Source organism: Sphaerisporangium sp. B11E5, from assembly GCF_039871875.1.
In the GTDB taxonomy this organism is placed as follows: domain Bacteria; phylum Actinomycetota; class Actinomycetes; order Streptosporangiales; family Streptosporangiaceae; genus Sphaerisporangium.
This window is the reverse complement of record NZ_JBDPMD010000040.1, coordinates 26,739-50,522: the sequence shown is the minus strand read 5'-3', so window position 1 is coordinate 50,522 and position 23,784 is coordinate 26,739. Positions and strand designations below refer to the sequence as shown.

The 23,784-nt window shown below is 71.4% G+C and carries 23 protein-coding genes; 10 read left to right on the top strand and 13 right to left on the bottom strand.

Annotation, left to right across the window (positions count from 1 at the left end):
- Positions 1-102: 102 nt before the first annotated feature.
- Positions 103-1,245, bottom strand: a complete 1,143-nt coding sequence (locus tag ABGB17_RS28790) for a glutamate--cysteine ligase (RefSeq protein ID WP_347635061.1) — start codon at positions 1,243-1,245, stop codon at positions 103-105.
- Positions 1,246-1,823: 578 nt separating this feature from the next.
- On the opposite strand from ABGB17_RS28790, the gene ABGB17_RS28785 reads away from it, so the two are divergent.
- On the top strand, positions 1,824-2,528 hold the full coding sequence (locus ABGB17_RS28785; protein WP_347635059.1) for a GAF and ANTAR domain-containing protein: 705 nt from the start codon (positions 1,824-1,826) through the stop codon (positions 2,526-2,528).
- A 28-nt stretch (positions 2,529-2,556) separates the two neighbouring features.
- Positions 2,557-3,663, top strand: coding sequence for a quinone-dependent dihydroorotate dehydrogenase (locus tag ABGB17_RS28780; RefSeq protein WP_347635057.1), 1,107 nt, complete (start codon positions 2,557-2,559; stop codon positions 3,661-3,663).
- Here the strand turns inward: ABGB17_RS28780 and ABGB17_RS28775 are convergent.
- The 3 genes from ABGB17_RS28775 to ABGB17_RS28765 all read right to left on the bottom strand — a co-directional run bounded on the left by ABGB17_RS28775 (position 3,648) and on the right by ABGB17_RS28765 (position 6,061).
- A complete protein-coding gene (locus tag ABGB17_RS28775) occupies positions 3,648-4,508 on the bottom strand; it encodes an N-acetylmuramoyl-L-alanine amidase (RefSeq protein WP_347635055.1) in 861 nt (286 codons plus the stop codon). The two genes, ABGB17_RS28780 and ABGB17_RS28775, sit on opposite strands and share 16 nt — an antisense overlap.
- A gap of 143 nt (positions 4,509-4,651) precedes the next feature.
- On the bottom strand, positions 4,652-4,900 hold the full coding sequence (locus ABGB17_RS28770; protein WP_347635053.1) for a hypothetical protein: 249 nt from the start codon (positions 4,898-4,900) through the stop codon (positions 4,652-4,654).
- 72 nt (positions 4,901-4,972) lie between these two features.
- Positions 4,973-6,061 carry a LacI family DNA-binding transcriptional regulator gene (locus ABGB17_RS28765; protein WP_347635051.1) on the bottom strand — a complete coding sequence of 363 codons (1,089 nt, stop codon included), beginning with the start codon at positions 6,059-6,061 and terminating at the stop codon, positions 4,973-4,975.
- Between the two features lie 264 nt (positions 6,062-6,325).
- On the opposite strand from ABGB17_RS28765, the gene ABGB17_RS28760 reads away from it, so the two are divergent.
- Positions 6,326-7,015, top strand: a complete 690-nt coding sequence (locus ABGB17_RS28760; protein WP_347635050.1) for a TetR/AcrR family transcriptional regulator — start codon at positions 6,326-6,328, stop codon at positions 7,013-7,015.
- Between the two features lie 176 nt (positions 7,016-7,191).
- Here the strand turns inward: ABGB17_RS28760 and bldC are convergent, their stop codons facing one another.
- Complete coding sequence (gene bldC / locus ABGB17_RS28755) at positions 7,192-7,395, bottom strand: developmental transcriptional regulator BldC (protein ID WP_013133571.1); 204 nt, start codon at positions 7,393-7,395, stop codon at positions 7,192-7,194.
- A 322-nt stretch (positions 7,396-7,717) separates the two neighbouring features.
- The gene (locus ABGB17_RS28750; protein WP_347635048.1) at positions 7,718-8,596 is read right to left on the bottom strand and encodes a hypothetical protein; all 879 of its coding nucleotides are present in this window, start codon (positions 8,594-8,596) and stop codon (positions 7,718-7,720) included.
- 231 nt (positions 8,597-8,827) lie between these two features.
- On the opposite strand from ABGB17_RS28750, the gene ABGB17_RS28745 reads away from it, so the two are divergent.
- Complete coding sequence (locus ABGB17_RS28745) at positions 8,828-9,934, top strand: Glu/Leu/Phe/Val dehydrogenase dimerization domain-containing protein (RefSeq protein ID WP_347635046.1); 1,107 nt, start codon at positions 8,828-8,830, stop codon at positions 9,932-9,934.
- A gap of 150 nt (positions 9,935-10,084) precedes the next feature.
- A complete protein-coding gene (locus tag ABGB17_RS28740) occupies positions 10,085-10,315 on the top strand; it encodes a DUF3073 domain-containing protein (RefSeq protein WP_347635044.1) in 231 nt (76 codons plus the stop codon).
- 189 nt (positions 10,316-10,504) lie between these two features.
- Here ABGB17_RS28740 and purM read toward each other — a convergent pair whose 3' ends face one another.
- Positions 10,505-11,548 carry a phosphoribosylformylglycinamidine cyclo-ligase gene (purM, locus tag ABGB17_RS28735; RefSeq protein WP_347635039.1) on the bottom strand — a complete coding sequence of 348 codons (1,044 nt, stop codon included), beginning with the start codon at positions 11,546-11,548 and terminating at the stop codon, positions 10,505-10,507.
- Complete coding sequence (gene purF / locus ABGB17_RS28730; protein ID WP_347635037.1) at positions 11,545-12,990, bottom strand: amidophosphoribosyltransferase; 1,446 nt, start codon at positions 12,988-12,990, stop codon at positions 11,545-11,547. The genes purM and purF overlap by 4 nt, the downstream gene beginning before the upstream one ends.
- 303 nt (positions 12,991-13,293) lie before the next feature.
- On the opposite strand from purF, the gene ABGB17_RS28725 reads away from it, so the two are divergent.
- Entirely contained in the window at positions 13,294-13,803 is a 510-nt protein-coding gene (locus ABGB17_RS28725; RefSeq protein ID WP_347635035.1) for a DUF4190 domain-containing protein, read from the top strand.
- Between the two features lie 7 nt (positions 13,804-13,810).
- Here the strand turns inward: ABGB17_RS28725 and ABGB17_RS28720 are convergent, their stop codons facing one another.
- Complete coding sequence (locus tag ABGB17_RS28720; protein WP_347635132.1) at positions 13,811-14,269, bottom strand: sterol carrier family protein; 459 nt, start codon at positions 14,267-14,269, stop codon at positions 13,811-13,813.
- 188 nt (positions 14,270-14,457) lie between these two features.
- Between ABGB17_RS28720 and ABGB17_RS28715 the strand changes: the two genes are divergently transcribed.
- Positions 14,458-16,455: a PhoX family phosphatase gene (locus ABGB17_RS28715; protein WP_347635130.1), complete on the top strand. Its 1,998-nt coding sequence runs from the start codon at positions 14,458-14,460 to the stop codon at positions 16,453-16,455.
- A 20-nt stretch (positions 16,456-16,475) separates the two neighbouring features.
- Here ABGB17_RS28715 and ABGB17_RS28710 read toward each other — a convergent pair whose 3' ends face one another.
- Both ABGB17_RS28710 and ABGB17_RS28705 read right to left on the bottom strand, forming a co-directional pair.
- Positions 16,476-17,423, bottom strand: a complete 948-nt coding sequence (locus ABGB17_RS28710) for a nucleotidyl transferase AbiEii/AbiGii toxin family protein (protein ID WP_347635033.1) — start codon at positions 17,421-17,423, stop codon at positions 16,476-16,478.
- Entirely contained in the window at positions 17,420-18,163 is a 744-nt protein-coding gene (locus tag ABGB17_RS28705; protein ID WP_347635031.1) for a type IV toxin-antitoxin system AbiEi family antitoxin domain-containing protein, read from the bottom strand. The genes ABGB17_RS28710 and ABGB17_RS28705 overlap by 4 nt, the downstream gene beginning before the upstream one ends.
- Before the next feature lie 143 nt (positions 18,164-18,306).
- Here ABGB17_RS28705 and ABGB17_RS28700 point away from each other — a divergent pair, with 143 nt between their 5' ends.
- Together ABGB17_RS28700 and ABGB17_RS28695 are read left to right on the top strand one after the other, a co-directional pair.
- The gene (locus ABGB17_RS28700; protein WP_347635029.1) at positions 18,307-19,218 is read left to right on the top strand and encodes a sulfite exporter TauE/SafE family protein; all 912 of its coding nucleotides are present in this window, start codon (positions 18,307-18,309) and stop codon (positions 19,216-19,218) included.
- A 322-nt stretch (positions 19,219-19,540) separates the two neighbouring features.
- Positions 19,541-20,023 (top strand): hypothetical protein, encoded by a 483-nt coding sequence (locus tag ABGB17_RS28695; RefSeq protein WP_347635027.1) that lies wholly within the window; start codon positions 19,541-19,543, stop codon positions 20,021-20,023.
- 52 nt (positions 20,024-20,075) lie between these two features.
- On the opposite strand, the gene ABGB17_RS28690 is transcribed toward ABGB17_RS28695, so the two are convergent.
- Positions 20,076-21,506, bottom strand: coding sequence for an MFS transporter (locus ABGB17_RS28690; RefSeq protein WP_347635025.1), 1,431 nt, complete (start codon positions 21,504-21,506; stop codon positions 20,076-20,078).
- A 79-nt stretch (positions 21,507-21,585) separates the two neighbouring features.
- Between ABGB17_RS28690 and ABGB17_RS28685 the strand changes: the two genes are divergently transcribed.
- The gene (locus ABGB17_RS28685; RefSeq protein ID WP_347635023.1) at positions 21,586-22,248 is read left to right on the top strand and encodes a TetR family transcriptional regulator; all 663 of its coding nucleotides are present in this window, start codon (positions 21,586-21,588) and stop codon (positions 22,246-22,248) included.
- On the opposite strand, the gene ABGB17_RS28680 is transcribed toward ABGB17_RS28685, so the two are convergent.
- A complete protein-coding gene (locus ABGB17_RS28680) occupies positions 22,211-23,719 on the bottom strand; it encodes an MFS transporter (protein ID WP_347635021.1) in 1,509 nt (502 codons plus the stop codon). The genes ABGB17_RS28685 and ABGB17_RS28680 overlap by 38 nt on opposite strands.
- Positions 23,720-23,784: the final 65 nt, after the last annotated feature.

Below are 23,784 nucleotides of genomic sequence, written 5' to 3'. Positions count from 1 at the left end.
GCGCGGGGACGGGTCCGCCGGTCGTGAACCCGCGCGGGGACGGGTCCGCCGGTCGTGAACCGCGCGGGGGCGGGGCGGCCCGGCCCGCCCCCGCGGCGGGCTCTACCGCACGCCGGTGAGCTGCGCCGTCAGGAAGTCGACCACGTCGGCGAACCGGCCGCTCCGCTCGTACTCGGCGCGCTGGCGCGCCGCCCCGGTGCCGTACCTGAGCAGGTGGCCGAGCCGTTCCCCCACCATGTCCAGATCGCCGGCCTCCTCGAGCGCCGGGCCGATGAGGTCGAGCAGGGACGCCACCAGGTCGGCGGCGGGCACCAGTTGCCCGGACGCCGGGTCGAAACCGTGCCCGTCGAGGCCGTCGCGCGCGGCCCGCCAGTACGCCACGCGCAGCAGCTCGCCGGGCACCGCCGTGCCCGGGTCGCCGGCCTCCACCCGGGACAGGAACGTGACCACCAGCCCGCGCACCACGGCGGCCAGCAGCGCGGACTCCTCGACGGTTGCGGGCACGTCGGTGACCCGGACCTCCAGCGTGGGCAGCCGCGACGACGGCCGCACGTCCCAGAAGATCGTGCCGGGGTCGACCAGCGCGCCCGACGCGGTCAGCAGGGCCACCGTCTCGTCGTAGTGCGCCAGCGAGCGGAAGTACGGCGGAGGGCCGGCCACCGGCCACTTGGACCAGCTCAGCGCCCGCCAGCTCGCGTACCCCGTGTCCCGGCCCGCCCAGAACGGCGAGTTGGCCAGCATCGCGATCAGCACCGGCAGCCACGGCCGCAGGTGGTTGCTCACCAGCACGGCCCGCTCGCGGTCAGGCAGGTGGACGTGCACGTGGCCCGCGCAGATGGTCTGCTCGTCGTGCAGCGCGCGGTAGGTGGCGATGCCCACGCCGTACCGCGGATGGTCGGTGATCAGGGGCGGCACGACGTCGCCGAGCACAGGGGTGCCGGACGCCACCACGGCCAGACCGAGCTCGTGCGCCGAGGCCGACACCGTGGCGCGCAGGCGGCGCAGATGGCCCTCCAGCTCGGCGGCGGCCGTGCACGGCGGCGTCTTGGCCTCGAGCTGGTACCGGGTGATCTCCGTGCACACGAGGTCGCCGAGCTCGGCGGCGGACCGCTCGAACAGCTCGGCCGCGCGCGGTGTCACCGCCCGGCTCGCCGGATCGACGATGAGGTACTCCTCCTCCACCCCGACCAGCGGGCAAAGTGGTGCGAAGGGCACGGGAACCGGTGATTCGATGGTCGCCGTCATGGCTCTCCCGCCTGGGACCGGAAGCAGAGGGAACAGGCGTCGCCGCGCGAGGGTACCGGGGCGACGACGCAACGTTACCCATCCAGGCCGCGATTCGCTGGCCGCACGGCCGATTCTGTGGACGAGCCCCTGGGGTACCCCGGTCCCGCTTAGGGGGCCTGGCCGTGCCCCGCGCCGGACTGCGCCGATTTCCTGGGGCGGGGCGAGTGAACCACTTGGCCTTAATCGTCGCGCCGCACTACGCTTTGCCGCAGATCATTCCGCCCTGTGTCCGCGGAGCTCCCTCAAACGGAGGTGGCACCGCCATTGGCACGGGCGTCGACCTTGTCGAGCGCGCTCAGGCTTCGCCGGGTTCCCGGCCGCGCTCACCCATTCCTCCCGTCGGCCGGGCGGCGTGTCAAGCATGCCGGTCTACAGGGCCAGGACACCCTCGATACCCAGTGCCGTGCGGTCCATCGATCTTCGCTGCACGGGGAAACGGGACTGTTGTGCCCGATTTCGGGCAGGTGGCAGTAAAAAAGTCCCTGCTTCCCCATGGGTCGCGCCGTGAATGGTGAGGTTTGACAAGAGGATGGAAGATGACGCGTATAGATCCTGAGGCGCTGGTGGCGAGCCTGCGAGGCCTTCAGAAGACCACTGAGGCCACCGGGGTCGTCCACCATCTGGAACGCATCGTGCGTGTGGTGGACCGGTTGTTCGGCTACGCGGGCGCCGGGTTGATGTTCGCCGACGAGAGCAAACGGCTGCGCTACCTCGTGACCACCGACGAGGCCGGGCGCAGCCTGGAGCACGCGCAGGCGGCGGTCGGCCGCGGGCCGTGCGTCTCTGCGTTCTTCAGCAACGGCGCGGTGACCACGAGCGACGTGCAGCAGGACGAGCGATGGCCGGACCTCGCCCCCCTGCTGCACCCGAGCGTGCGGGCCGTCGCCGGCGTGCCGGTGCGCCTCGGCAACGGGCCGGTCGGCACGCTGAACGTCTACCAGGCCGAGCCGCAGGAGTGGGAGGAGAGCGACACCCAGGCCCTCATGGCGTACGCCCACGTCATCGAGGAGGTGCTGGCGGCGGCCGTGCGCGCCGAGGAGAAGAGCGTGCTGGCCGACCAGCTCCAGTACGCCCTGGACTACCGGATAGTGATCGAGCGGGCCATCGGCTACCTGATGGGCAAGCACGACATCACCGCGGCCGAGGCGTTCACCGGGCTGCGCAAGCGGGCCAGGGACAGCCGCCGCCGCGTGGCGGACCTCGCCGCGGAGATCCTCGGCGAGCAGGCGCCGCCCGCGTGAGGCCCGCGGACCCCCGCTACCCTGAACGATGATGTATCGACTGCTCTTCGACCTGCTGCTCAGGCGGATGGACGCCGAGGCCGTGCACCACGCCACCATCCGGGCCCTGCGTGTGCTCTCGGTGGCGCCGTTCCTGAAGCGCCGGCTGTACCGCGGCCTCGCCCCCCGGGACGAGGCGCTGCGCGTGCGGGCCTTCGGGGTGCACTTCCCGAGCCCGTTCGGGCTGGCGGCGGGGTTCGACAAGGACGCCGGGTGTGTGGAGGCGCTGGCGGCGTTCGGGTTCGGCCACGTCGAGGTGGGCACCGTCACGGCGCACGCCCAGCCGGGCAACGCCCGGCCGCGGCTGTTCCGCCTCCCCGCGGACCGCGCGATCGTCAACCGCATGGGCTTCAACAACGCGGGGGCCGCGCGTGCCGCCCGGCGGCTGCGCAGGCCCCGCGCGGTGCCGGCGGTGGTCGGGGTGAACATCGGCAAGACCAAGGTCATCCCCGAGGAGCTGGCCCGCCGCGACTACGTGGCCGGGGCGCGCCTTCTGGCCCCCCTCGCCGACTACCTCGTGGTCAACGTCAGCTCGCCCAACACCCCGGGCCTCCGCGACCTTCAGGCGGTGGCGCTGCTGCGGCCCCTCCTGGAGGACGTGCGGCGTGCCGCCGGGCGCACCCCGGTGCTGGTGAAGATCGCGCCGGACCTCGCGGACGGCGACATCGACGCGGTGGCCGACCTCGCGGTCGAGCTCGGCCTGGCCGGGGTGATCGCCACCAACACCACCATCGCCCGTGAGGGCCTGACCGACGCCGCGGCCGCCGAGACCGGCGGGTTGTCCGGCCGGCCGCTGAAGGCCCGTTCCCTCGAGGTGCTGCGCCGGCTGCGCGCCCGCGTGGGGGACCGGCTCACCCTGGTGTCGGTGGGCGGCGTGGAGGACGTGGACGACGTCTGGGAGCGCCTGCTCGCCGGGGCCACGCTGGTGCAGGGATACACCGGCATGATCTACCACGGGCCGCTGTGGGCCTGGCGGATCAACCGCGACCTGTCGCGCCGCCTGCGCCGCCACGGGTACGCCACGATCGGCGAGGTGGTCGGCTTGGTGAGCGAGCCCGCCGCCCCGCCGGTGGAGCGGGCTCAGGGCTCCAGGTAGGACCGCAGCCCCTCGGCCAGCGACTGGGCGATCCGCTGCCGGAACGCCGGGTCCTTCAGCCGGGCGGCGTCCGACGGGTTGCGCATGTTGCCGGTCTCGATGAAGACCTTCGGCACCGTGGAGAGGTTGAGCCCGCCGAGGTCGTTGCGGTAGTCGAGGGCGTCCTTGCCGATGTAGGTCGAGTACGGCAGCCCGGTGCCGTCGCGGAACGCCTCGCGCACGGCGAGGCCGAGCCGCTTGGACGCGCCCACCACGGGGTCCACCGGTCCGCCGATCTTCTTCGGCATGATCACGTGGAAGCCGCGGTTCCCCGCCGGGGCGCCGTCGGCGTGCACGGAGATCGCGGCGTCGGCGTGCGCGTCGTTGCCGATGGCCGCCCGCTCGGTGATGCAGGGCCCCACGCCGGTGTTGTCCTTACGGGTCAGCTTCACCGTGGCGCCCTCGGCCTTCAGCAGCTTGACCATGCGCTTGGCGACGTCCCAGGTGAAGGCGGCCTCGGAGTACCCGTCGTCGGTGGAGGTGCCGGTGGTGTCGCACGGCTTCCACTGGGTGAGGACGTTCACCTTCTTGTTGACGGCCGCCGGGTCGCGGTAGTTGCCGCCGTTGTGGCCGGGGTCGATGACGATCACCTTGCCGCTCAGCGGCTTGTCCGGCGCGGTCTCGGCCTTCGGGGCCCGCGCGGCGCCGGTGGACACCGGTGCGGCGGCGGTCTCGGCGGCGTTCTCCGGGGCGCGGGCGGCGGGGCCGGGGGCGGCGTCCGCCGCGGAGCTCGGCGTGCCCCCGCAGGCGGCGGCGCCCAGCCCGGCGAGGGCCAGGCAGGCGGCGGCGAGTGCTCGGCTGGTCACGAAAGATCCCTTCGCAGGCGACCTGTCCGCATCCAACTTACGCGTACCGGCGTAATGACCTGGACGTTTCGCCCGATCGGGGACTCACCTCGCGCAGGATGACGTCGGCTTCGTGTGCCTGCGGCAGTTCCCCCGGCCGGGGTTCACCAGGCGTGCTCGCCGAGTTCCTGCCGCTGGAGCAGCGCCGCGAGGTCGCGCGCCTCGTCCGCGTCCAGGCCGAGGACCACCCGGGGACGTCCCCAGGGATGGTCGATGGAATGGGCGACGTAGCTGGCGACCGACTCGGTCGCGCACTCGCCGTCCTTGCCCCGCGCGGCCCGCCAGTGCGCCCAGGCGCGTTCGAGCTCGGCCGCCGCGCGCTGCGCGCAGGACACCAGTTCTGGATCACGCATGTCTACCTCCGGTGCCGACGCTCCTGACCTCTGAGTCAACACCGGCGGGCGGCCGTAGCCGTGGAGGTTGACCTACCCTTGGGGCTCGCTTGGCGCCGGGCCGGTGCTGTGCCGGACCACCAGGCGAGGCGTGACCTGGCGCAGCCTGGCCGTTTTGCCCGGGTCGGTGATGCGGTCGCTCAGCAGCGTGGCGGCCGACCTGCCCATGGCCCGCCGCGGCTGGTCCAGGCTGGTGAGGGAGATGTGGTGGATCGCCGCCAGGTGGGTGTTGTCGTACCCGACGACCGACAGGTCCTCCGGCACCCGCAGCCCGAGCTCGCTGGCCGCGACCAGCACGCCGAGCGCCGCGACGTCGTTCGCCGCGAAGATGGCGGTGGGCCGGGGGGAGCGCTCCAGGAGCGAGCGGGCGGCCCGCCGTCCGCCCTCCTCGGTGAAGTCGCCGTGCTCCACCATGATGTGCGGCGCGAGGCCGTGCCTGCGCATCGCCACCAGGTAGCCCTCGCAGCGGAACCGGGCCGAGGACGAGGGGGTGCCCTCGATGTGCGCGATGCGCCGGTGGCCGAGCTCCACCAGGTGGTCCACCGCGAGCCCGGCGCCGAGCTCGTCGTCGTCCACCACGATGTCCACGCTCTCCAGCTCGACGTCACGCTCGCCCACGACCACCGTCGGGGTGTACGCCGCCGCCTCGGCCAGCGTCTCGCTGGAGGGGGACACGCCGAGCAGCACCAGGCCGTCCACGCGCAGTTCGAGGAACGCCTCGACGGCCTCCTCCTCGAACGCGGGGTCCCACCGGCCGCTGCCGATCAGCAGCCGCAGGCCGTCGCCGTGCAGGCTCTCCTGCAAGCCGTCGAGGAACTCGGCGTAGAAAGGGTTGTGCAGGTCGGCCACGAGGGCCCCCACGAGGTGGGTGCGGCCTTCGACGAGGCTGCGGGCGACCGCGTTCGGGCGGTAGCCGAGTTCCCTGGCCGCCTGCAGCACCGCTTCGCGCCGGTGCTCGCTGACGTGTGGCGACCCCCGCAACACCAGAGAGACCAGCGACTTCGAGACACCCGCCCGCTCGGCCACGTTGCGGATCGTCGGCCGGGGGCGCGGCCCGTGGGCGTCGCCCAGGGCCGGAGCGGCCGTGCCGAGATCCGCTCGGTAGCGGGAGGTCGTCTGCATGGACGGTCCTGACATGGTTCTCCCCACGCTGAGTGGATGTGCACCTGTCAGACCAAACGATCGAGTCGCGTCGAGGGTACGCCTGTTTTCCGCACGAGCCCGAATGTCCCTGGTCAGGTGTTCTGTGATATTCGGTGCGGTGAGTGATCCGTGCAGGTCGTCGAGGGCGATGTGCGGAAAATGGGGGTACGGGGGTGTCGCGCGCCGAGGTGACCGCTCATTCTCCGCGCGTTCGCCCGGCACCCCTCGGTTAGGGTGCGCAGTGTGGGTGCGACATCACGAGCTCCGGACGCGCACGACCATCCACCGGGCGGCTCACGGCCGGCGCGCCGCCGGCTCAGTGTGGACCGGCGGCGCGAGGAGCTGATGGCGGCGGCGCTGGAGTTGTTCAGCAAGCACGACGCGGAGGACGTCTCGGTGGACGACGTCGCCTCCGCCGCGGGTGCGTCCCGTGCGCTCGTCTATCACTACTTCGGCGGCAAGCAGGAGCTCTACGTCACGGCGCTGCGCGGCGCGGCGGAGGAGCTGGAGGAACGGCTGCGGCCGGTCGGCGGGGGGAGTGCCCTGGAGGAGATCGCCGACGGGCTGACGCGGTACTTCGACTTCGTCGAGGACCACGCGGCCGGTTTCGCGGCCCTGCTGCGCGGCGGCCCGGCCAACCGCACGGGCGAGGTCGGCGAGATCGTGGAGAGCGTGCGGCGCCGCATGCTGCGGATGATCACGCATCGCATGCGGGTGGAGGAGCCCGGGGCGGCGCTGCGGGTGACGCTGCGGTCGTGGATCGCGTCGGTCGAGATCGCGGGGCTGGACTGGCTGGAGAACCGCGACATGGACCGGGCGACTCTGGAGAGCCTGCTCGTGGACCAGATGACGGCGCTGCTCGGCGTGGCCGCCCGGCACGATCACCAGGTGAACGTGCTGCTCGCGGACCTGCTGCCGATGCGGGCCCAGTGAGGTGGCGCCGGCGCGGACGGCGCCTCCACACCGGCCCGTGCGCCCTCTGTGCGGGCGGGCCGGGGAACCGGCCCGCGCGGCTCAGGGCCACGGCTGTGCGGTGTTGATGACGCGCTCACATACGGGACGCGAGCGCGCCGGTTCTCCCCCCTAGTAGGTCCGTGACGGACCTCGTGTCACTCCGATCGCTGCTGCGGGATGCCCGCGAGCAGCGCCCGGACCTCGGTCTCCCGGTAACGCCGGTGACCGCCGAGGGTGCGGATGGACGTCAACTTGCCCGCCTTCGCCCACCGAGTAACGGTCTTGGGGTCGACGCGGAACATGGTGGCGACCTCCGCCGGGGTGAGCAGTGGCTCGGCCTCGGGTGTACGAGCTGACATTTGTGCGGCCTCTCCTCCGTGGACCGGCGACAGCGATCCTGCGACTTGTGTTGGCGCTTCGTCACGGATGTCCCACAAGGATCCAGTTCGTGCGGATTTTTCTGGACCACATGCGGTATCACCCGATGTGACCATACAGCCACGTAGAGCGATTGGCGAGCCCTGAAAGTACAACGCCTTGTCCACGGGTTGATGTCACGCTCGGTGATTCTAGCGACACGTTTCGTGGTATCGCAGTGAAAACGGCAAACTACTCAGTTCGCAGAAGCGAGCTGGTGACTCCCGTTACCTACTTTTGCAGGTCACGTGCATGATTTGCGGTTCAGTTCGCCGATTCGAGGGCTTGTATTGACTTCCAGCGCACGATCACGCGCTGATACATGGCGAAGGCCAGCTCTTCTTGACCCGTGTCCAACCCGGTCAGCGCCGCGGCGAGCTCCGCGGCGGACTGGTCGGCCTGCAGCGTGGCGTCGTCCATCAGGTGCACCAGGCCGCCGTAGTCGAGCTCGACCAGCGAGTGGGGATGGAAGTCCTCCAGCCACCGGCCGACCTCCTCGACCTCGGTGAGCGTGCTCACCTCGCCCACGTGCCGCCGGATCACGACCAGCGCACGCGCCACCCGCCGGCGTGCCTGGGCCATGGAGGTGACGTACAGCAGGTTGCGCGCCGGGGCCGTGGTGGTGGCCGCCGAGGGCTCCTGCGCGTTCTCCTCCTGGCGCCCGAGCACCAGCCAGCGCTCCGCCGAGTCGAACGGCACGAACCACGGCGTGGGGACGTGCCAGGTGCTGGTGCGGATGTGCGTGCGCAGCGCCGCGGAGCCGCCGTTCTGCTTGAAGCGGTCGAAGTCGTCCACGGTCTGCTCGGCGATGGCCCGGGGCACGAACCGGTCGGCCAGGCGGGGCGGCGTGCCGCCGCGGAAGCGGGCGAAGGCCAGCCACGAGCGCAGCCTGCTCTGCCACGGGCAGACGTACAGGGTGTCCTCTATGCGCCGCAGGTAGGCGTTGGTGCTCTCGCCTCCCGGCGCGGGCATCGGGGAGACGCCGAGCAGCCGGCGCACCGCCTCGGCGTGCTCGGCCTCCAGGGCGAACGCGCGGCGCGGCCGGTCCTTGGAGTCCGCGTACGCCGCCCAGTAGGCGCGGTCGCGCTCGGTGAACGCGGACAACGGCTCGTAGACACGGAGATAGGCGGCGTAGGGCAGCACACCTCGAATGGTGCCACGGAGCGGTGAGCGGACGCGAGCGAGCACGGCGGGGCGAGGGGGCACGGGAGGAGGGGGCGGTGCCCCGGGGGCCCTCCAAGGGCTTTGTAGCGCTCCACGGCGTGTCGCGTCCGGCCGGTTGATCATGGTTGGTGTGGAGGTGGCTGGATAGGGTGGTGTCCTGGATCCGCCGCGACGGGGCGGCGGACGGAAAGATGACTGGGAGTCACCACCGTGACCGATGTCTTCGGGTCGTCCCACAAGGACGCGGACCCCTCACCGAACGGGCAGGCTCGCCACGAGCAGGTCGTCTTCTGCGCCGACGACCGCAGCGGCCTGCGGGCGATCATCGCCATCTACAGCACCGCGCTCGGCCCCGGTCTCGGCGGCACGCGGTTCTACCCCTACGAGAGCGAGCAGGCCGCGCTGGCCGACGTGCTCAACCTCTCCCGGGCCATGGCGTACAAGAACGCGCTCGCCGGGCTCGACCACGGCGGCGGCAAGGCCGTGATCATCGGCGATCCGGCCAAGGACAAGAGCGAGGCGTTGCTGCGGGCGTACGGCCGGTTCGTGCAGTCCCTCGGCGGGCGCTACTACACCGCCTGCGACGTCGGCACCTACAGCGAGGACATGGACGTCGTCGCCAGGGAGTGCTCGTTCGTGACCGGGCGCACCGTGGCGCACGGCGGCGCGGGCGACTCCTCCATCCTCACCGCGTACGGCGTGTTCCAGGGCATGCGGGCCGCCGCCCAGTACACCTACGGCACTCCCTCCCTGCGCGGCCGCCGCGTCGGCGTCGAAGGGGTCGGCAAGGTCGGGCACCGGCTGGTGGAGCATCTGCTGGAGGACGGCGCCGAGGTCGTGATCTGCGACGTCAGCGAGCACGCCGTCGAGCGGGTGCGTGCCCGCCACCCCCAGGTGGACGTCGTGGCGGACGCCGCCGCGCTGAAGGCCGCCGACATCGACGTCTACTCCCCCTGCGCGCTCGGCGGCGCCCTGGACGACGACACGGTCGCCGGCCTGCGGGCCACCATCGTGTGCGGCGGGGCCAACAACCAGCTCGCCCACACCGGCGTGGAGAAGCAGCTCGCCGAGCGGGGCGTCCTCTACGCTCCCGACTACGTCGTCAACTCCGGTGGCGTGATCCAGGTCGCGGACGAGATCGAGGGCTTCGACATGAGCCGGGCCAGGGCAAAGGCAACGCAGATCTTCGACACGACATTGAAGATCTTTTCGATGGCGGAGGAAGAAGGGGTTCCTCCGGCGGTGGCGGCCGATAGGCTGGCCGAGCGCAGAATGTCGGAAGTCGGACGGCTTAGGGCCATTTGGCTCGGCCGCTGACCACGGACGCCCATACGGCGTACCGACTGGCGCGCAAAACAGGTACGGTTGTAGTCGAACGAGAGCTGACGTCGGAAGTCAGGCGGCGTCAGCGCGTGGTGCGTTAGCGACGAGGGGTCGGGCACGACCCCGCATGAGGGGGTCGAGCCGATGGGGCGCGGCCGAGCCAAGGCCAAGCAGGTGAAGGTTGCCCGCCAGCTCAAGTACAACAGCGGCGGCACCGATCTTGACCGTCTTCGCGAGGAGCTCGGAGTCAACCACGACTCCAACCAGAACGTAGACGACGACGTCGTCGACGATGAGCTGGCCGATCGGTACGCCGATTACGCCGACGACTTCGAAGACGACGATGACGAGGACCCCAGGTCCCGGCGCCGTTAGGCGACTTTCGGGTTGAACGTTGGCAGGGCACCCGGCGGGCACAGCTCGCCGAGTGCCTCCTTCGTGCCACCTGAAAAGCTCCTTGCCACCCGATGGCAAGGAGCTTTTCGTCGTGCTCTTCCCCATCGGTGACACGGCCCGCGCGTCGCACCCGGGCCGTGGAGCCCGGGTGCCTCTGTCCGCGTCGGCTCAGGCCGTGAAACGGGCCTCACCCGTGCCCGGCACGATCTCACCGAGCACCCACGCGTCCTGGCCGCGGGCGGCCAGTGTGGCCAACGCCACGTCGGCCACGCCGGGGGGCACGACCGCGCACATGCCGACCCCCAGGTTGAACGTGCGGTCCATCTCCTCCTGGGGCACCCGGCCGTACCCGGCGATCACCTCGAAGACCGGCTGAGGCGTCCAGGAGGAACGGTCGAGCACGGCGTCCACCCCGGCGGGCAGCGACCGCGCCAGGTTGGCGGCCAGGCCGCCGCCCGTGATGTGCGCGAACGCGTGCACCTCGACGGTCCTCACCAGCTCCAGGCACGCCAGCGAATAGATGCGCGTCGGCTCCAGCAGCTCCTCGCCGAGCGTGCGCCCGAGCTCGGGCACGTCCCGCTCCAGCTCCAGGCCCGCGGCGCGGATCACGTGCCGCACCAGCGAGTAGCCGTTGGAGTGCACCCCCGAGGACGCCAGCCCGAGCACCACGTCCCCCGGCCGCACCCGGTCGGGACCGAGCAGATCGCCGGCCTCCACGACACCGGTGCCCGCCCCGGCGAGGTCGTACTCGTCCGGCCCCATGGCCCCCGGGTGCTCGGCGGTCTCCCCGCCGACCAGGGCGCACCCGGCCAGGCGGCACCCCTCGGCGACCCCGCCGACGATCTCGGCGATCCGCTCGGGCACCACCTTGCCGCACGCGATGTAGTCGGTCATGAACAGCGGCTCGGCCCCGCACACCACGAGGTCGTCGACCACCATGCCGACCAGGTCGATGCCGATCGTGTCGTGCTTGCCGAGCGCCTGCGCCAGCATGACCTTGGTGCCCACGCCGTCGGTGGACGTCGCGAGCAGGGGCCGCTTGAAGCGCAGCAGCGCGGAGACGTCGAACAACCCGGCGAAGCCGCTGGCGTCGTCCACGACCTCCGGCCGCCGCGACCGGGCGACCTTGGCCTTCATCAGCTCGACCGCGCGCTCGCCCGCCTCGATGTCCACGCCCGCCGCGGCGTAGGACGCCGTGCCCTCAGGGCTCATGCCCGCGCCTCCAGCACGAACTTGCCCACGTTGTCCTGATCGATGGGGATGGGGTACTCGCCGTTGAAGCACGCCCGGCACAGCCGTCCCGCCGGGATCGTGGTCGCCTCGGTCAGGCCCTCCAGCGAGATGTAGCCGAGCGAGTCGGCGCCGATGGACGACCGGATCTCGTCCACGGTCCTGGTGCCCGCGATCAGCTCGACCTTGGTGGCGAAGTCGATGCCGTAGAAGCACGGCCAGCTCACCGGCGGTGACGAGATACGCACGTGCACCTCGGTGGCGCCCGCCTCACGCAGCATCTTCACGATCGCCCGCTGGGTGTTGCCCCGCACGATCGAGTCGTCCACGACGATCAGGCGCTTGCCCTGGATCACCTCGCGCAGAGGGTTCAGCTTGAGCCGGATGCCGAGCTGGCGGATGGTCTGCGACGGCTGGATGAACGTGCGGCCGACGTAGGAGTTCTTCACCAGCCCCTGGCCGTACGGGATGCCGCTCTGTTCGGCGTAGCCGATCGCGGCGGGGGTGCCGGACTCGGGGGTCGGGATGACCAGGTCGGCCTCCACCGGGTGCTCCCTGGCCAGCCGGCGGCCCACCTCGACCCGGGTGGCCTGCACGCCGCGGCCCGCGATCGTGGTGTCGGGGCGCGCCAGGTAGACGTACTCGAACAGGCAGCCCTTGGGTTCGGCGAGGGCGAAGCGGCGCGAACGCACCCCCCGCTCGTCGATCGCCAGCAGCTCGCCGGGCTCGATCTCGCGGGTGAACGTCGCGCCGACGATGTCCAGCGCGGCGGTCTCGGACGCCACCACCCAGCCACGCTCCAGGCGGCCGAGCACCAGCGGGCGGATGCCCTGCGGGTCACGGGCGGCGTACAGGGTCTTCTCGTCCATGAAGACCAGCGAGTACGCGCCCTTGACCTGCGGCAGGAGGTCGGCGGCGGCGTCCTCGATGGACCGGCTGCGGTCCTGGGCCAGCAGGGACGTCAGCACCTCGGTGTCGGTGGTCGCCCGGATCGTGGCGCCGGTCAGCCGCTCGGCGAGCTGCGGTGTGTTGATCAGGTTGCCGTTGTGCGCGAGGGCCAGGCCGCCCCCCTCGGTGGAGCTGAGGGTGGGCTGGGCGTTCTCCCACACGCTGGATCCCGTGGTCGAGTAGCGGCAGTGGCCGATCGCCAGGTGGCCGCGCAACGTCCCGAGGACCGACTCGTCGAAGACCTGGGCGACGAGGCCCATGTCCTTGTAGACGAGGATCCGGCTGCCTTCGCTGACGGCGATGCCCGCGGACTCCTGTCCGCGGTGCTGCAGCGCGTACAGCCCGTAGTAGGTGAGTTTGGAGACTTCCTCGCCCGGGGCCCAGACGCCGAAGACGCCACAGGCGTCCTGGGGCGCGCGGTCAGCGGGGTCAAGGTCATGGCCGAGTCGGCCGTCGCCCTTTAGCACGTGCTTCATTCTAAGTTGGGCTTCTCGACCTGTGGTAACCCGGGGCGGGGTACACCGTTCCGGCAGGCGCCTCGACCTGTGGCGACCCGGTGCTGAGCGCCGTTCCAGCGGCGTCCCGACTGTGGTGACCCGGGTGGTGAGCACCGTTCCAGCGGCGTCCCGACTGGTGACCCGGGCAGGGGGTCTGGCGGTTTTCAGGGGCCTTGGGGGAAAGATCCTCGCCTTTTGCCGTTACCGCTTCCTTGGTGAGGGCGTGGCGGGAGATAGTAGGTGTTTCATCGCTGCCCGCGACCGGCCAGAAGGGCTGACCACGTGACCACACCCGGCGATCCGCACGACCCTCACTCCCGCCCGGCCGGCCCGCCGTCCTCCGGGGAGTCGCCCGGTGGTCAGGGACAGCAACCGCCGCCCTACGGCCAGCCCTACGGCGGCACCACCCCGCCGTCCTACGGCGAGCCTCCGTACTACGGTGGCCCGCCGCCGTACGGCCAGTACCCTCCCGGCGGGCAGCCGAGCGGCGGCCTCGGCACGGCGTCCCTGGTCCTCGGCATCCTCAGCATCGTGCTGCTCCTGGTCTGCGGCATAGGCCTGCTGACCGCGATCGCCGGCCTGATCGTGGGCTTCATCGCCCTGGCCCGCCGCTCCAACAAGGGCCGCGCCATCGTGGGCCTTGTCCTGAGCGGCCTCACGCTGCTGCTCGGCGTGCTGGCCTTCGTGTGGTTCCTGAACACCTTCCAGGAGTGTCTCGACGCCCCCACCCAGGCCGAGGCCCAGTCCTGCGTGGAGCGCAAACTCGGCGTCCAGCAGCCGGTGGGCCCGTGACGCCGCGCTAGACGCCCGTCCGCAGCGGCAGGTGCTCCGACAGGTCGGCGCGCCCGCCGCTCGCGCTGATCCTGCCCGCGTCCATGGCCTGCGCCCAGGTCGTGCGGCCGAGGGCCAGCTCCAGCCACGTCCGCGGGTCGGTCTCCACGACGTTCGGCGGTGTGCCCCGGGTGTGCCGGGGCCCCGCCACGCACTGCACGGCCGCGAACGGCGGCACGCGCACCTCCACCGTGCGCCCCGGGGCGTCCGCGGCGAGGCGCTCCAGCAGGTGCCGCACCGCGAACCGCGCGGCGTCCCGTTCCGGCCGCGACCCTTTCTCGTACACACCGAGCACGACGTACGCGAGGGCGTCCCCCGCCCCCTCAGGCGGCCCGTCGTACGACGGCTCGCCCAGTGAGGCGAGCTGCGCGTCGAGGGCGGCGCGGATCTTCTCCCGGTCGAGTCTCCTGGCGGCCACGATCTCCATCCTGCCCCGCCTCACGAGGAGACGGTTCACTCAGTGGGCGTCCGTCGTTCACCTCGTATTGTGGTGGCGGCCGTACGGTCCCGACGACGCGTCTCTTTCGAACCGATATTGGAGGACCTGTGGCGAACCCGCTGTCCCGCAGGCTGCCGATCCTTCCTCTCCTCACCCCCTCCGGGGGCCGTGACGCCATGACCTGCCGCTTCCGGTGTGGCGACGCCTGTGCCCACGAAGTGGCCAACACCAGTGACAACCCCTACTTCCAGGACGTTCTCACCGCTGCGATCTCCCGCCGCGGTGCGCTGCGGGCCGGCGCCCTCGGCACGCTTGTGGTCACCGCGGGCGTCGCCGCGGCCGTCCCCGCCGCCGCGGACCCCGGACCCGCCGCCTCCTTCGGCGGCGGCCACGGCTCCCGCGGCCTGAGCTTCACCCCCGTGGCGCCGAACTCGCTGGACGCGCTCACCGTCGCGGACGGCTACCGTTCCGCCATCGTGGTGCGCTGGGGCGACCCCGTGCTGCCGGACGCGCCGGCGTTCGACTTCGAGAACCAGACGGCCCGCGCCCAGGCCAAGCAGTTCGGCTACAACTGCGACTTCGTCACTTTCTTCCCGCTCGGCGACGACCGCGGCCTGCTGTGGGTCAACCACGAGTACACCGACGAGAACCTCATGTTCCGCGGCTACACCACCGGCGACGCCGCCCCGCTCGAGCAGATCGCCATCGCCATGGCCGCCCACGGCGGATCTGTCGTCGAGGTGGAGCGTTCCGGCCGCACCGGGCAGTGGAAGCTCGTCACCCGGGGGCGCCGCCGGTACAACCGCCGCGTCACCGTGCAGACCAAGATGCGCCTCACCGGCCCCGCCGCCGGCTCCGCCCTGCTGAGGACCGCCGCCGACCCGCGCGGCACCACCGTCTACGGCATGCTCAACAACTGCGCGGGCGGCACCACCCCCTGGAAGACCGTGCTCAGCGGCGAGGAGAACTGGAACCAGTACTTCGTCGGCGGCAACGGCGTGCCCGAGGCGCAGAAGCCGTACCTGACCCGGTACGGCGTGAACACCACCACCGCCGTCCCGAGCGGCAACCGGCGCTTCGACCGGGTGGAGGAGCGGTTCGACCTCGCCAAGCACCCGAACGAGATCAACAGGTTCGGGTGGATCGTCGAGATCGACCCCTTCGACCCCGACAGCACCCCGATCAAGCGCACCGCCCTCGGCCGCCTCGCCCATGAGGGCGCCACCACCACGCTCGCCAGGGACGGCCGCGTCGTGGCGTACATGGGGGACGACAGCCGGTTCGAGTACATCTACAAGTTCGTCTCCAAGGACCGCTACATCCCCGGCTTCGACCGGCACAACCGGTCCCTGCTGGACGAGGGCACCCTGTACGTCGCCACGTTCACCGGTGACAGCCCCGGCGAGATCGACGGCACCGGCGCCCTGCCCGCCGACGGCGGCTTCGACGGCACCGGCACCTGGATCCCGCTGGTCAGCGGCGACCGCTCGTTCGTCGAGGGCATGACCGCCGCCGAGGTCCTCGTCCACACCCGCGTCGCCGCCGACAAGGTGGGCGCCACCAAGATGGACCGCCCCGAGGACATGGAGCGCAACCCCGTCAACGGCGCCGTCTACGTGGCCCTCACCAACAACACGGCCCGCACCGCCGCCCAGGCCGACGAGGCCAACCCCCGCGCCGCCAACCGGCACGGCCAGATCCTGGAGATCGCCGAGCGCCGCGACGACGCCGCCGCGACGACCTTCACGTGGTCCCTCCCGCTGGTCTGCGGCGACCCGGCCGACCCGTCGACGTACTTCGCCGGCTTCGACAAGACCAAGGTCTCCCCGATCTCCTGCCCCGACAACGTGGCCTTCGACAGAGAAGGCAACCTGTGGATCTCCACCGACGGCAACGCCCTGGGCAAGAACGACGGCCTGTTCGCCATGCCCCTGGCCGGCCCCGACCGAGGCCACGTCCGCCAGTTCCTGACCGTCCCCTACGGCGCCGAGACCTGCGGCCCCCTGATCACCGAGGACCAGAAGAGCGTCTTCGTCGCCGTCCAGCACCCCGGCGAGATCACCGGCGCCACCCCCGACGCCCCCGCCAGCCACTGGCCCGACGGCGGCACCAGCCAGCCCCGCCCCTCGGTCGCCGTCGCCTGGCACCCCCAGGGCAAGAAGATCGGCTCCTGACCCACAACCGGCGAGGGCTCTCAGGCGACCGGAGAGCCCTCGGCCGGCCGGGCGGGCGGCGGTGTGACCCATCGGGCCGCGCCGGGCTGCCAGGTGCCCGGGGGAGGGCCGGACAGCAGCGGGGTGAGGAAGGCGTCGGCCGCCGCCTGGGCTTCGGCCAGTGAGCGGCAGCCCTGGAGTCCGATCACCTCCTGGGCCGCCTTGGGGTAGCCGAGGCGCCAGCCGGGGTCGGGCACGGTGAATCGGGCGGGTAGCCGTACGTCGGTCCCGAGGGCGATGCGGCGGCGTACCTCTGTGGACAGGGCCAGTCGCACGGCGGCTCCGTCCAGTCGCTCCCGCTGGCTGACCAGGAGGATGTCCGCCAGGTCGCGGAATCTGGTGGAGGCGATGCCGCGGCGGTGCTCGTACATGGCGCAGATCTTGTCGGCCAGGTGGTCGACCAGCGGGTAGAGCTGGATCCGCGGCCAGTCGTCCGGCCAGAGGAGGGGGATGCCGGGGGTCAGATCCACCACCTCGGGCGTGCCCACGGGGTGGCGGCCGGCCACGACGTCCACGGTGAGCGTGCCCATGTCCCGTGCGCCGAGGGCGATGGTGAACGCCTGCCGGGCCCCGCCCGCCTCGTCGGCGTGCTCTCGTGTGGCGGCAGGGGTGAAGACGAAGAAGTCCCCGAGGTCCAGGGCGGCCGCCCGCCGCAGGGCGCTCAGCGCCTCCTCGACGTTCTCGGTGGGACGCTGGAGGTCGATGTCGCGGCTGAAGCGGGCGCCTCTCGGATAGCGGACCAGGAGTGCCTGGCCGCCTTTCAGCAGCCAGCCGTCCGGGTCGTCGTGGAAGATCCTCGCCGTCAGGCGGTCGAAGAAGTAGTTGCGGAGGATCATTCCGACGTCGGCGCCCTGCTGCTCGGCGAGAAGCTTGGCCCGTTGCTTGATGGCCTTGTCGAACGCCTGCGGGGTGGCGTAGATCTGCGTCACGAGGGGTCCCTGTCCGGTGGGGGGTTCGCGAGTGCCCTGGTGAGGGTGAGGCCGAGGGCCAGGGCGCGGGTGAGCAGGTCGGGCGGGGGTGGGAGGCGGGGTTGCTTGAGGAGGTGGGCCACGAGGTCGTGGCCTGTGGCGGCCGGGGGGAGGCCGTAGGACTTGGCGTAGGGAGTGGCGCGGGGAGCGAGGGTGCGGAGGTCGAGCAGGGACCGGTGCCGGGCGTCGGCCAGGGCGCCGGCGATGTGGCCGCCGTCGGCCCGGTCGGCGAGGAGGTCCACGATGGTGCGTTCCGGGGTGGTGACCGGGAGGCCGTCGATCAGGGTGACGTCCGCCGGGTCGACGGCGCGCTGGAGCAGGCGCACGTTCGGCTCACGGGTGGTGCGGCGGCGGGGGGTGGAGATCGTGACGGTGGTGGCGGGGATGTCGCCGATGTCGTGAAGTACGCACGCTGAGGCGTGGGAGATCACGCCTTCGTACGTCTCAGGACGCTGGCGCCGCCACGCGGGGGTGCCGGGGTTCAGGCGCAGCCAGGCGACCTTGATCTCCTGGTGCTTCGGGGGGACCGCGCCGGCGACGAGGTAGACGCCGTGGCCGACGTTCTCCAGGAGCTCCGCCTCGGTCAGCCGCAGGAGGTCGACCGCCGTGAGGCCCGCGGCCCTGGCTTGGGCGGCGGTCACCAGGCCCCATTGGCCGGCGGCGTGCTCGCTGACCGCTCGGAGCGCCTGCGGTTGCTTCATGCAGCGAAGCTTACGCAGTCGTCGCAGCGAAGGTTACGTCTGAATGTAAGCATCGCTGCGAAGTCAGAACGCGACCTTGACAGGTAGGGGAGATCCATCGTATTCCTATGCATTAAGTAGGAATAGTGGATTAAGGGGGACGCGTGCGCTCGCTCATCCTGCTCGGGCTGGTCGGTCTGGCCGCTCAGCTCGTCGACGGCAGTCTGGGGATGGCCTACGGAGTCACCTCGACCACGCTTCTGCTGGCGATCGGGACGAACGCGGCGGCTGCTTCGGCGACGGTGCATCTGGCGGAGATCGGGACGACACTGGCGTCGGGGGTGGCGCACTGGCGGTTCGGGAACGTCGATTGGAAGGTCGTCGGGAAGATCGGGGTGCCGGGGGCCGTCGGGGCGTTCGCGGGGGCGACCTTTCTGTCGCATCTGTCCACCGAGTTCGCGGCGCCGGTGATGTCGCTGATCCTTTTGGTGCTGGGGGCTTACATCCTCGTGCGGTTCACGGCGTTCGGGTTGCCGCGCGGGAACCTCGGCAAGCCGCTGCGGCGGCGGTTCCTGGCGCCGCTCGGGCTGGTGGGGGGGTTCGTGGACGCCACCGGCGGAGGTGGCTGGGGGCCGGTGGGCACGCCGGCGATCCTGGCGAGTGGGCGGATCCTGCCGCGGAAGGTGATCGGGTCCGTGGACGCCAGCGAGTTCCTCGTGGCGGTCGCGGCCAGTGCGGGGTTCCTGGTGGGGATCGGGTCGCAGAACATCGACTTCGCCTGGGTCGGCGTGTTGCTGCTGGGCGGGGTGATCGCGGCGCCGATCGCGGCGTGGCTGGTGCGGCATGTGCCGCCGAGGATCCTCGGGTCCGCGGTGGGCGGGGTGATCGTGCTGACCAACGTGCGCACCCTGCTGCGCAGTGACTGGGTCGGCGCCCCGGGGGGCGTGCAGTTGACCGTGTGCGCCGGGATCGCGGTCGCCTGGGCCGCGGCCGTCGCGTACTCGGTGCGCGAGTACCGGCGCGAGCAGGAGCAGGAGTCGGCGCGGGCGGCGCTGGAGGAGCCCAGCCCCGTCTGATCCTCCGGCGTCGTACGGCCCGGCTCCGCGACGGGGCCGGGCCCGCCCTTTCTTGATCGGATTTCGTCACGGCGGCCCGCATCCTCGGCGATGAAATTTCACACCCCCGCGACAAGGGGAACGGGCATCACCGAATTCGGTCCAGCCTGGTGAGGCGGCGGCGGACGGCGGCGCCGTCCCTTAACGGCACACCCGCAGGACCATTAGTGACCGGCCCGATCCCGGGCTGTGGCGCCCGGCGTGGACACCGTCCGGCTCGTGTGGATTCTGAAGGAGATCCGGCGCCAAGGTGCGCCGGCCGTCAGGTCTAAGGAGGGATGCGGTGCTGTCCAGCGTCAGACGCCATCGCACGTTCAGGTCGCTCACGCTCGCACTCGTCGCACTCGTCGCGCTGCTCCTGCCGGTGACCCCGGCGCACGCGACCTACGGATCGCCCCTCACCGTATGGGCCGTCACCTACGGCAACGGCGGTTCCACCGAACTGGCCCGGGTCGACGGCAACCTGTACTTCGACGACGGGAACACGAAGATCTACTACGACCTGTCGCTGTGCCGCCGGTCGAGCTTCACCGCCCCGTACGTCCGGGTCCTCATCAACGGTGTCAACTACACCAACCTCTACTGGAGCGGCGGGTCCTCGACGGCGGTGTGCCCGAGCTTCTACACCGCGACCCCCCACGCCGCGGAGATCAACTACGGCTCCACCATCACCAGCGTGAGCCTGATCCTGGTCAGCTCGGAGTTCCCCAACAACGTCTACACCGAGCGCACCAAACGCCGGGACTACGACAACCCGTACAACTAGCCCGCGTGAACGAGAACGGCCTCGCCGGGGACCCCGGCGAGGCCGCCGCGTGTCAGGCCACGGGTTCGAGCACCTTCTGCGGCTCGGGGACGGCGGGGGCCTGAGGGGACCGGCGGCGCAGGGTGAGCAGGCTCAGCGGCACGCCGAGGGCGATGATGGCCGCGGCGATGACCAGCGCGAGCTGGTAGCCGTCCAGGAACGCGGTCAGCGGGGCGGCGCCGGTGCCCAGGGACGAGTTCTGCCGGGCGTTGAGCACGGCGCCGAGGATCGTGATGCCCAGCAGGCCGAAGACCTCGCGGGAGACGTTCAGCGTGCCGGACGCCACGCCGGCGCGGCCCGCCGGCAGGGTGTCCAGGACGGCGGTGGTCAGCGGCACCAGCAGACCGGCGCCGAGGCCGTACACCAGGAACCACGGCAGCAGGTCGGCGTACGCGCTGCCCGCCCCGGTGAAGGACAGCGCGAGCGCCGCGCCGGACATCAGCGCCAGCCCGGTGGCCACGGTGGGGCCGGTGCCGAACCGCGCGGCGATCCGCGGGGCGACGGCGGCGAGGGCCGCGATCAGCAGGGCCATCGGGATGAACGCCGCACCCGCCTCGACGGGCGAGTAGCCGAGCACGTTCTGCAGCCACAGCGCGGTGAAGAAGTAGATGCCGAACACGCCGAACGACCACAACCCCATGGAGGTCAGCCCGCCGCTGAACACCCGGTCACGGAACAGCGACAGGTCGATCATCGGCTGCGCCACCCGCCGCTCGATCACGACGAACAGCACGGCGGCCACGGCGGCGAGGGCGAAGGAGCCCAGGGTGATCGCGGACGTCCAGCCGCGGCCCTCACCCTCGATGAGGGCGTAGGTCAGCGCGAACAGCGCCGTCGTGGAGGTCAGCACCCCGGGCAGGTCCAGGCGAGAGCCCGAGGACCGCTCGGACGCCCGCGGCAGGGCCCAGGCGCCGAGCGCGAGCGTCAGCACGCCGATGGGCGCGTTGATCAGGTAGATCCAGCCCCAGTCCCAGTTCTCGCTGATGAAACCCCCGGTGAGCGGCCCGAACGCCAGCGCCAGGGCCCCGACGGCGCTCCACAGGCCCACCGCCGTGTTGCGCTCCCGGGTGTCCGGGAAGATCCGCGGGATCAGGCTGAGCGCGGTGGGTGTGAGCAGGGCGGCGCCGATGCCCTGCACCCCCCGGCTGAGGACCAGCGTGGTGCCGTCCGTGGACAACCCGGCGGCCGTGGACGCCAGCGTGAACACCGTCAGCCCGATCATGAAGATCCGCCGCTGCCCGAACACGTCGGCGAGCCGCCCGCCCGCCGGCAGCAACCCGGCGAACACCAGGATGTAGCCGCTGACGATCCATTCCAGGCCGGAGATCGTCAGCCCGAGGTCGCGCTGGATGGTCGGCAGTGCCACGTTGACCACGTTGTTGTCCAGATAGGTCATGAAGGTGGCCAGCGAGACCGCCACCAGCGCCCACCATCGACGATTCATCGAGAAGCTCCTCTACGCAGTACATGTACGGCGTACAAGTACGGTGTACAGGAGAACCCGTACGCCGTATAGTTGTCAAGTGGCCGCAGACAAACTCACCCGGGACACCGTGATCGACCAGGCGATGGCGCTGGCCGACGAGGAGGGCGTGGACGCTGTCACCATCCGCCGTCTCGCCGCCCGGCTCGGCGTCACGCCCATGGCGCTGTACTGGCACTTCAAGAACAAGGAGGAGCTGATGGCCGGCCTCGCCGAGCACGTGCTCGCGGGGGTCACCGCCGGGTACGCGCCGGACGACCCGTGGCGCGAGCGGCTGCGCCTGCTGGTCGAGGCCGTGGTGCGCACGATGCGCGAGCACCCCTCGCTGCCCGGCATCCTCACCGCGGTCGAGGACAAGCACTGCGTCGACAGCTTCAACCGCGCCACCGAGGTCGCGCTGGACGTCCTCACCGAGGCCGGCTTCACGCTCAGCGAGAGCTTCTCCATCTCGTCATACCTGCTGAACGGCGCCATCGCCCTGGTCGAGGGCCGCCCCGACTGCCCGCAGGACCCGGAGGTCGACGAGACGGAACGCCGCCGCCAGCGCGCCCTGCGCCTGGAGGCCCTGCCGCGCGACCGTTTCCCGCACGTCGTCGAGTACGGCACGATCGCCGCCGCGCCCCCGGACGTCGAGCACTACTTCGCGTTCGGCGTCGACCTGCTGCTCAGCGGCGTCGAGACCATGGCCGCCAAGAAGGCGTAGACGGCTCGCGGGGGCCGCGGGCGAGGGCGGCGAGGACCGACCCGGCGGCCGCGACGGCGAACAACACGACGTAGGTGCAGGTGAAGCCGGTCATCAGGTGGTCCACGGCGACCGGGGTGAGGCGGGAGAGAGTGCCCGCGTACACGAGGTCGCGCAGCGGGGGCGTGAGGGTGCCGGTGAGGACGGTGAGGGTGGTGGCGACGCTCAGCACGATGCCGACGTTCATGATCATCAGCCGGAAGCCGTTGACGACGCCGAGGCCGCCGGGCGGCAGGGCGGACATCACCTGCGTGGTGTTGCCGGTGAGGAAGGCGCCGTTGCCCGCGCCCGCGAGGAACAGCCCGGTCCCGATCAGCCAGTACGGCGTGCCGGTGTCCGTCGACAAGGTCAGGATGAGCAGGCCGGCGCAGTTGAGGACGCACCCGGTGACGGAGAGGGAGTACGGCGAGAACCGGCGGCCGAGCGCCCCGGCCACGGGGGAGGCGAGCGCCATGCCGATGGGGACGGGGAGCACGCCGAGGGCGGCGGTGAAGGCGTCGATGCCCCGCGCGGCCTGGAAGTACAGCGAGACCAGCAGCACCAGGGCCGACCTCGACAGTGCGGTGCAGAACGAGGCCAGGTTGGCGTAGGTGAGCATGCGGTGCCCGAACAACCGCGGGTCGAGCACCGGGTGGGACGCGCGGCGCTCGGCGAGGAAGAGCAGCGGGAGCAGCACCAGGAAGATCGCCAGGCCGGTGACCGTCACCGGGCCGCCGAGGCCGTGCGAGCCCGCGTCGGACAGGGCGATCAGCAGGGCGGACAACGCGGCGAAGACGATCAGGTTGCCCGCGAGGTCGATGGGGGTGCGCGGGCCGGGGGTCACGCGGCGCAGCGTCATCCAGCCCCAGGCCAGGCCGATCACGCCGGGGGGCACGTTCCCCCAGAAGACCCACTGCCAGCCGAGGGTGTCGGCGACCAGCCCGCCGAGGGTGGGGCCCGCGAGCTGGGCGACCGACAGGGTGCCGATGTAGACGCCCATGCCCTGGCTGAGCCGGTCGGGCGGGAAGGCGTCGGTGATGATGACGGTCCCGTTGGCGAGGATCATCGCCGAGGCGAGCCCCTGCAGGGCCCGCATGGCGATGAGCACGCCGACGTCCGGCGACAGTCCCGCAAGCAGCGAGCACAGCGTGAACAGCGCGAACCCGATGAGGTAGACCTCGCGCCGCCCGACCAGATCGGCGACCCGGCCGAAGAAGACCAGCGTGGTGGTGTTGACCAGCAGGTACGACAACAGGATCCACGAGGCGGCGAACGCCCCGGCCTCGAAGTGACGCACCACCGAGGGCAACGCGACGTTCAGCGTGCTGGCGTTGATCCCGATCAGCACGAGCCCGAGGCTGGTGACCGAGCAGACCCGCCACGCGTAGCGCAGCTTTCGCGCGTATTCCGGGGTTCCTGGCAGGGGGGCGGCGGTCTCGGGGAGAGCGACCATGACGACAAGTCTGACGTACGGCGTACGTCCGCTTTGGGGCGCCCTATAGCGTCAATTCGGTTATG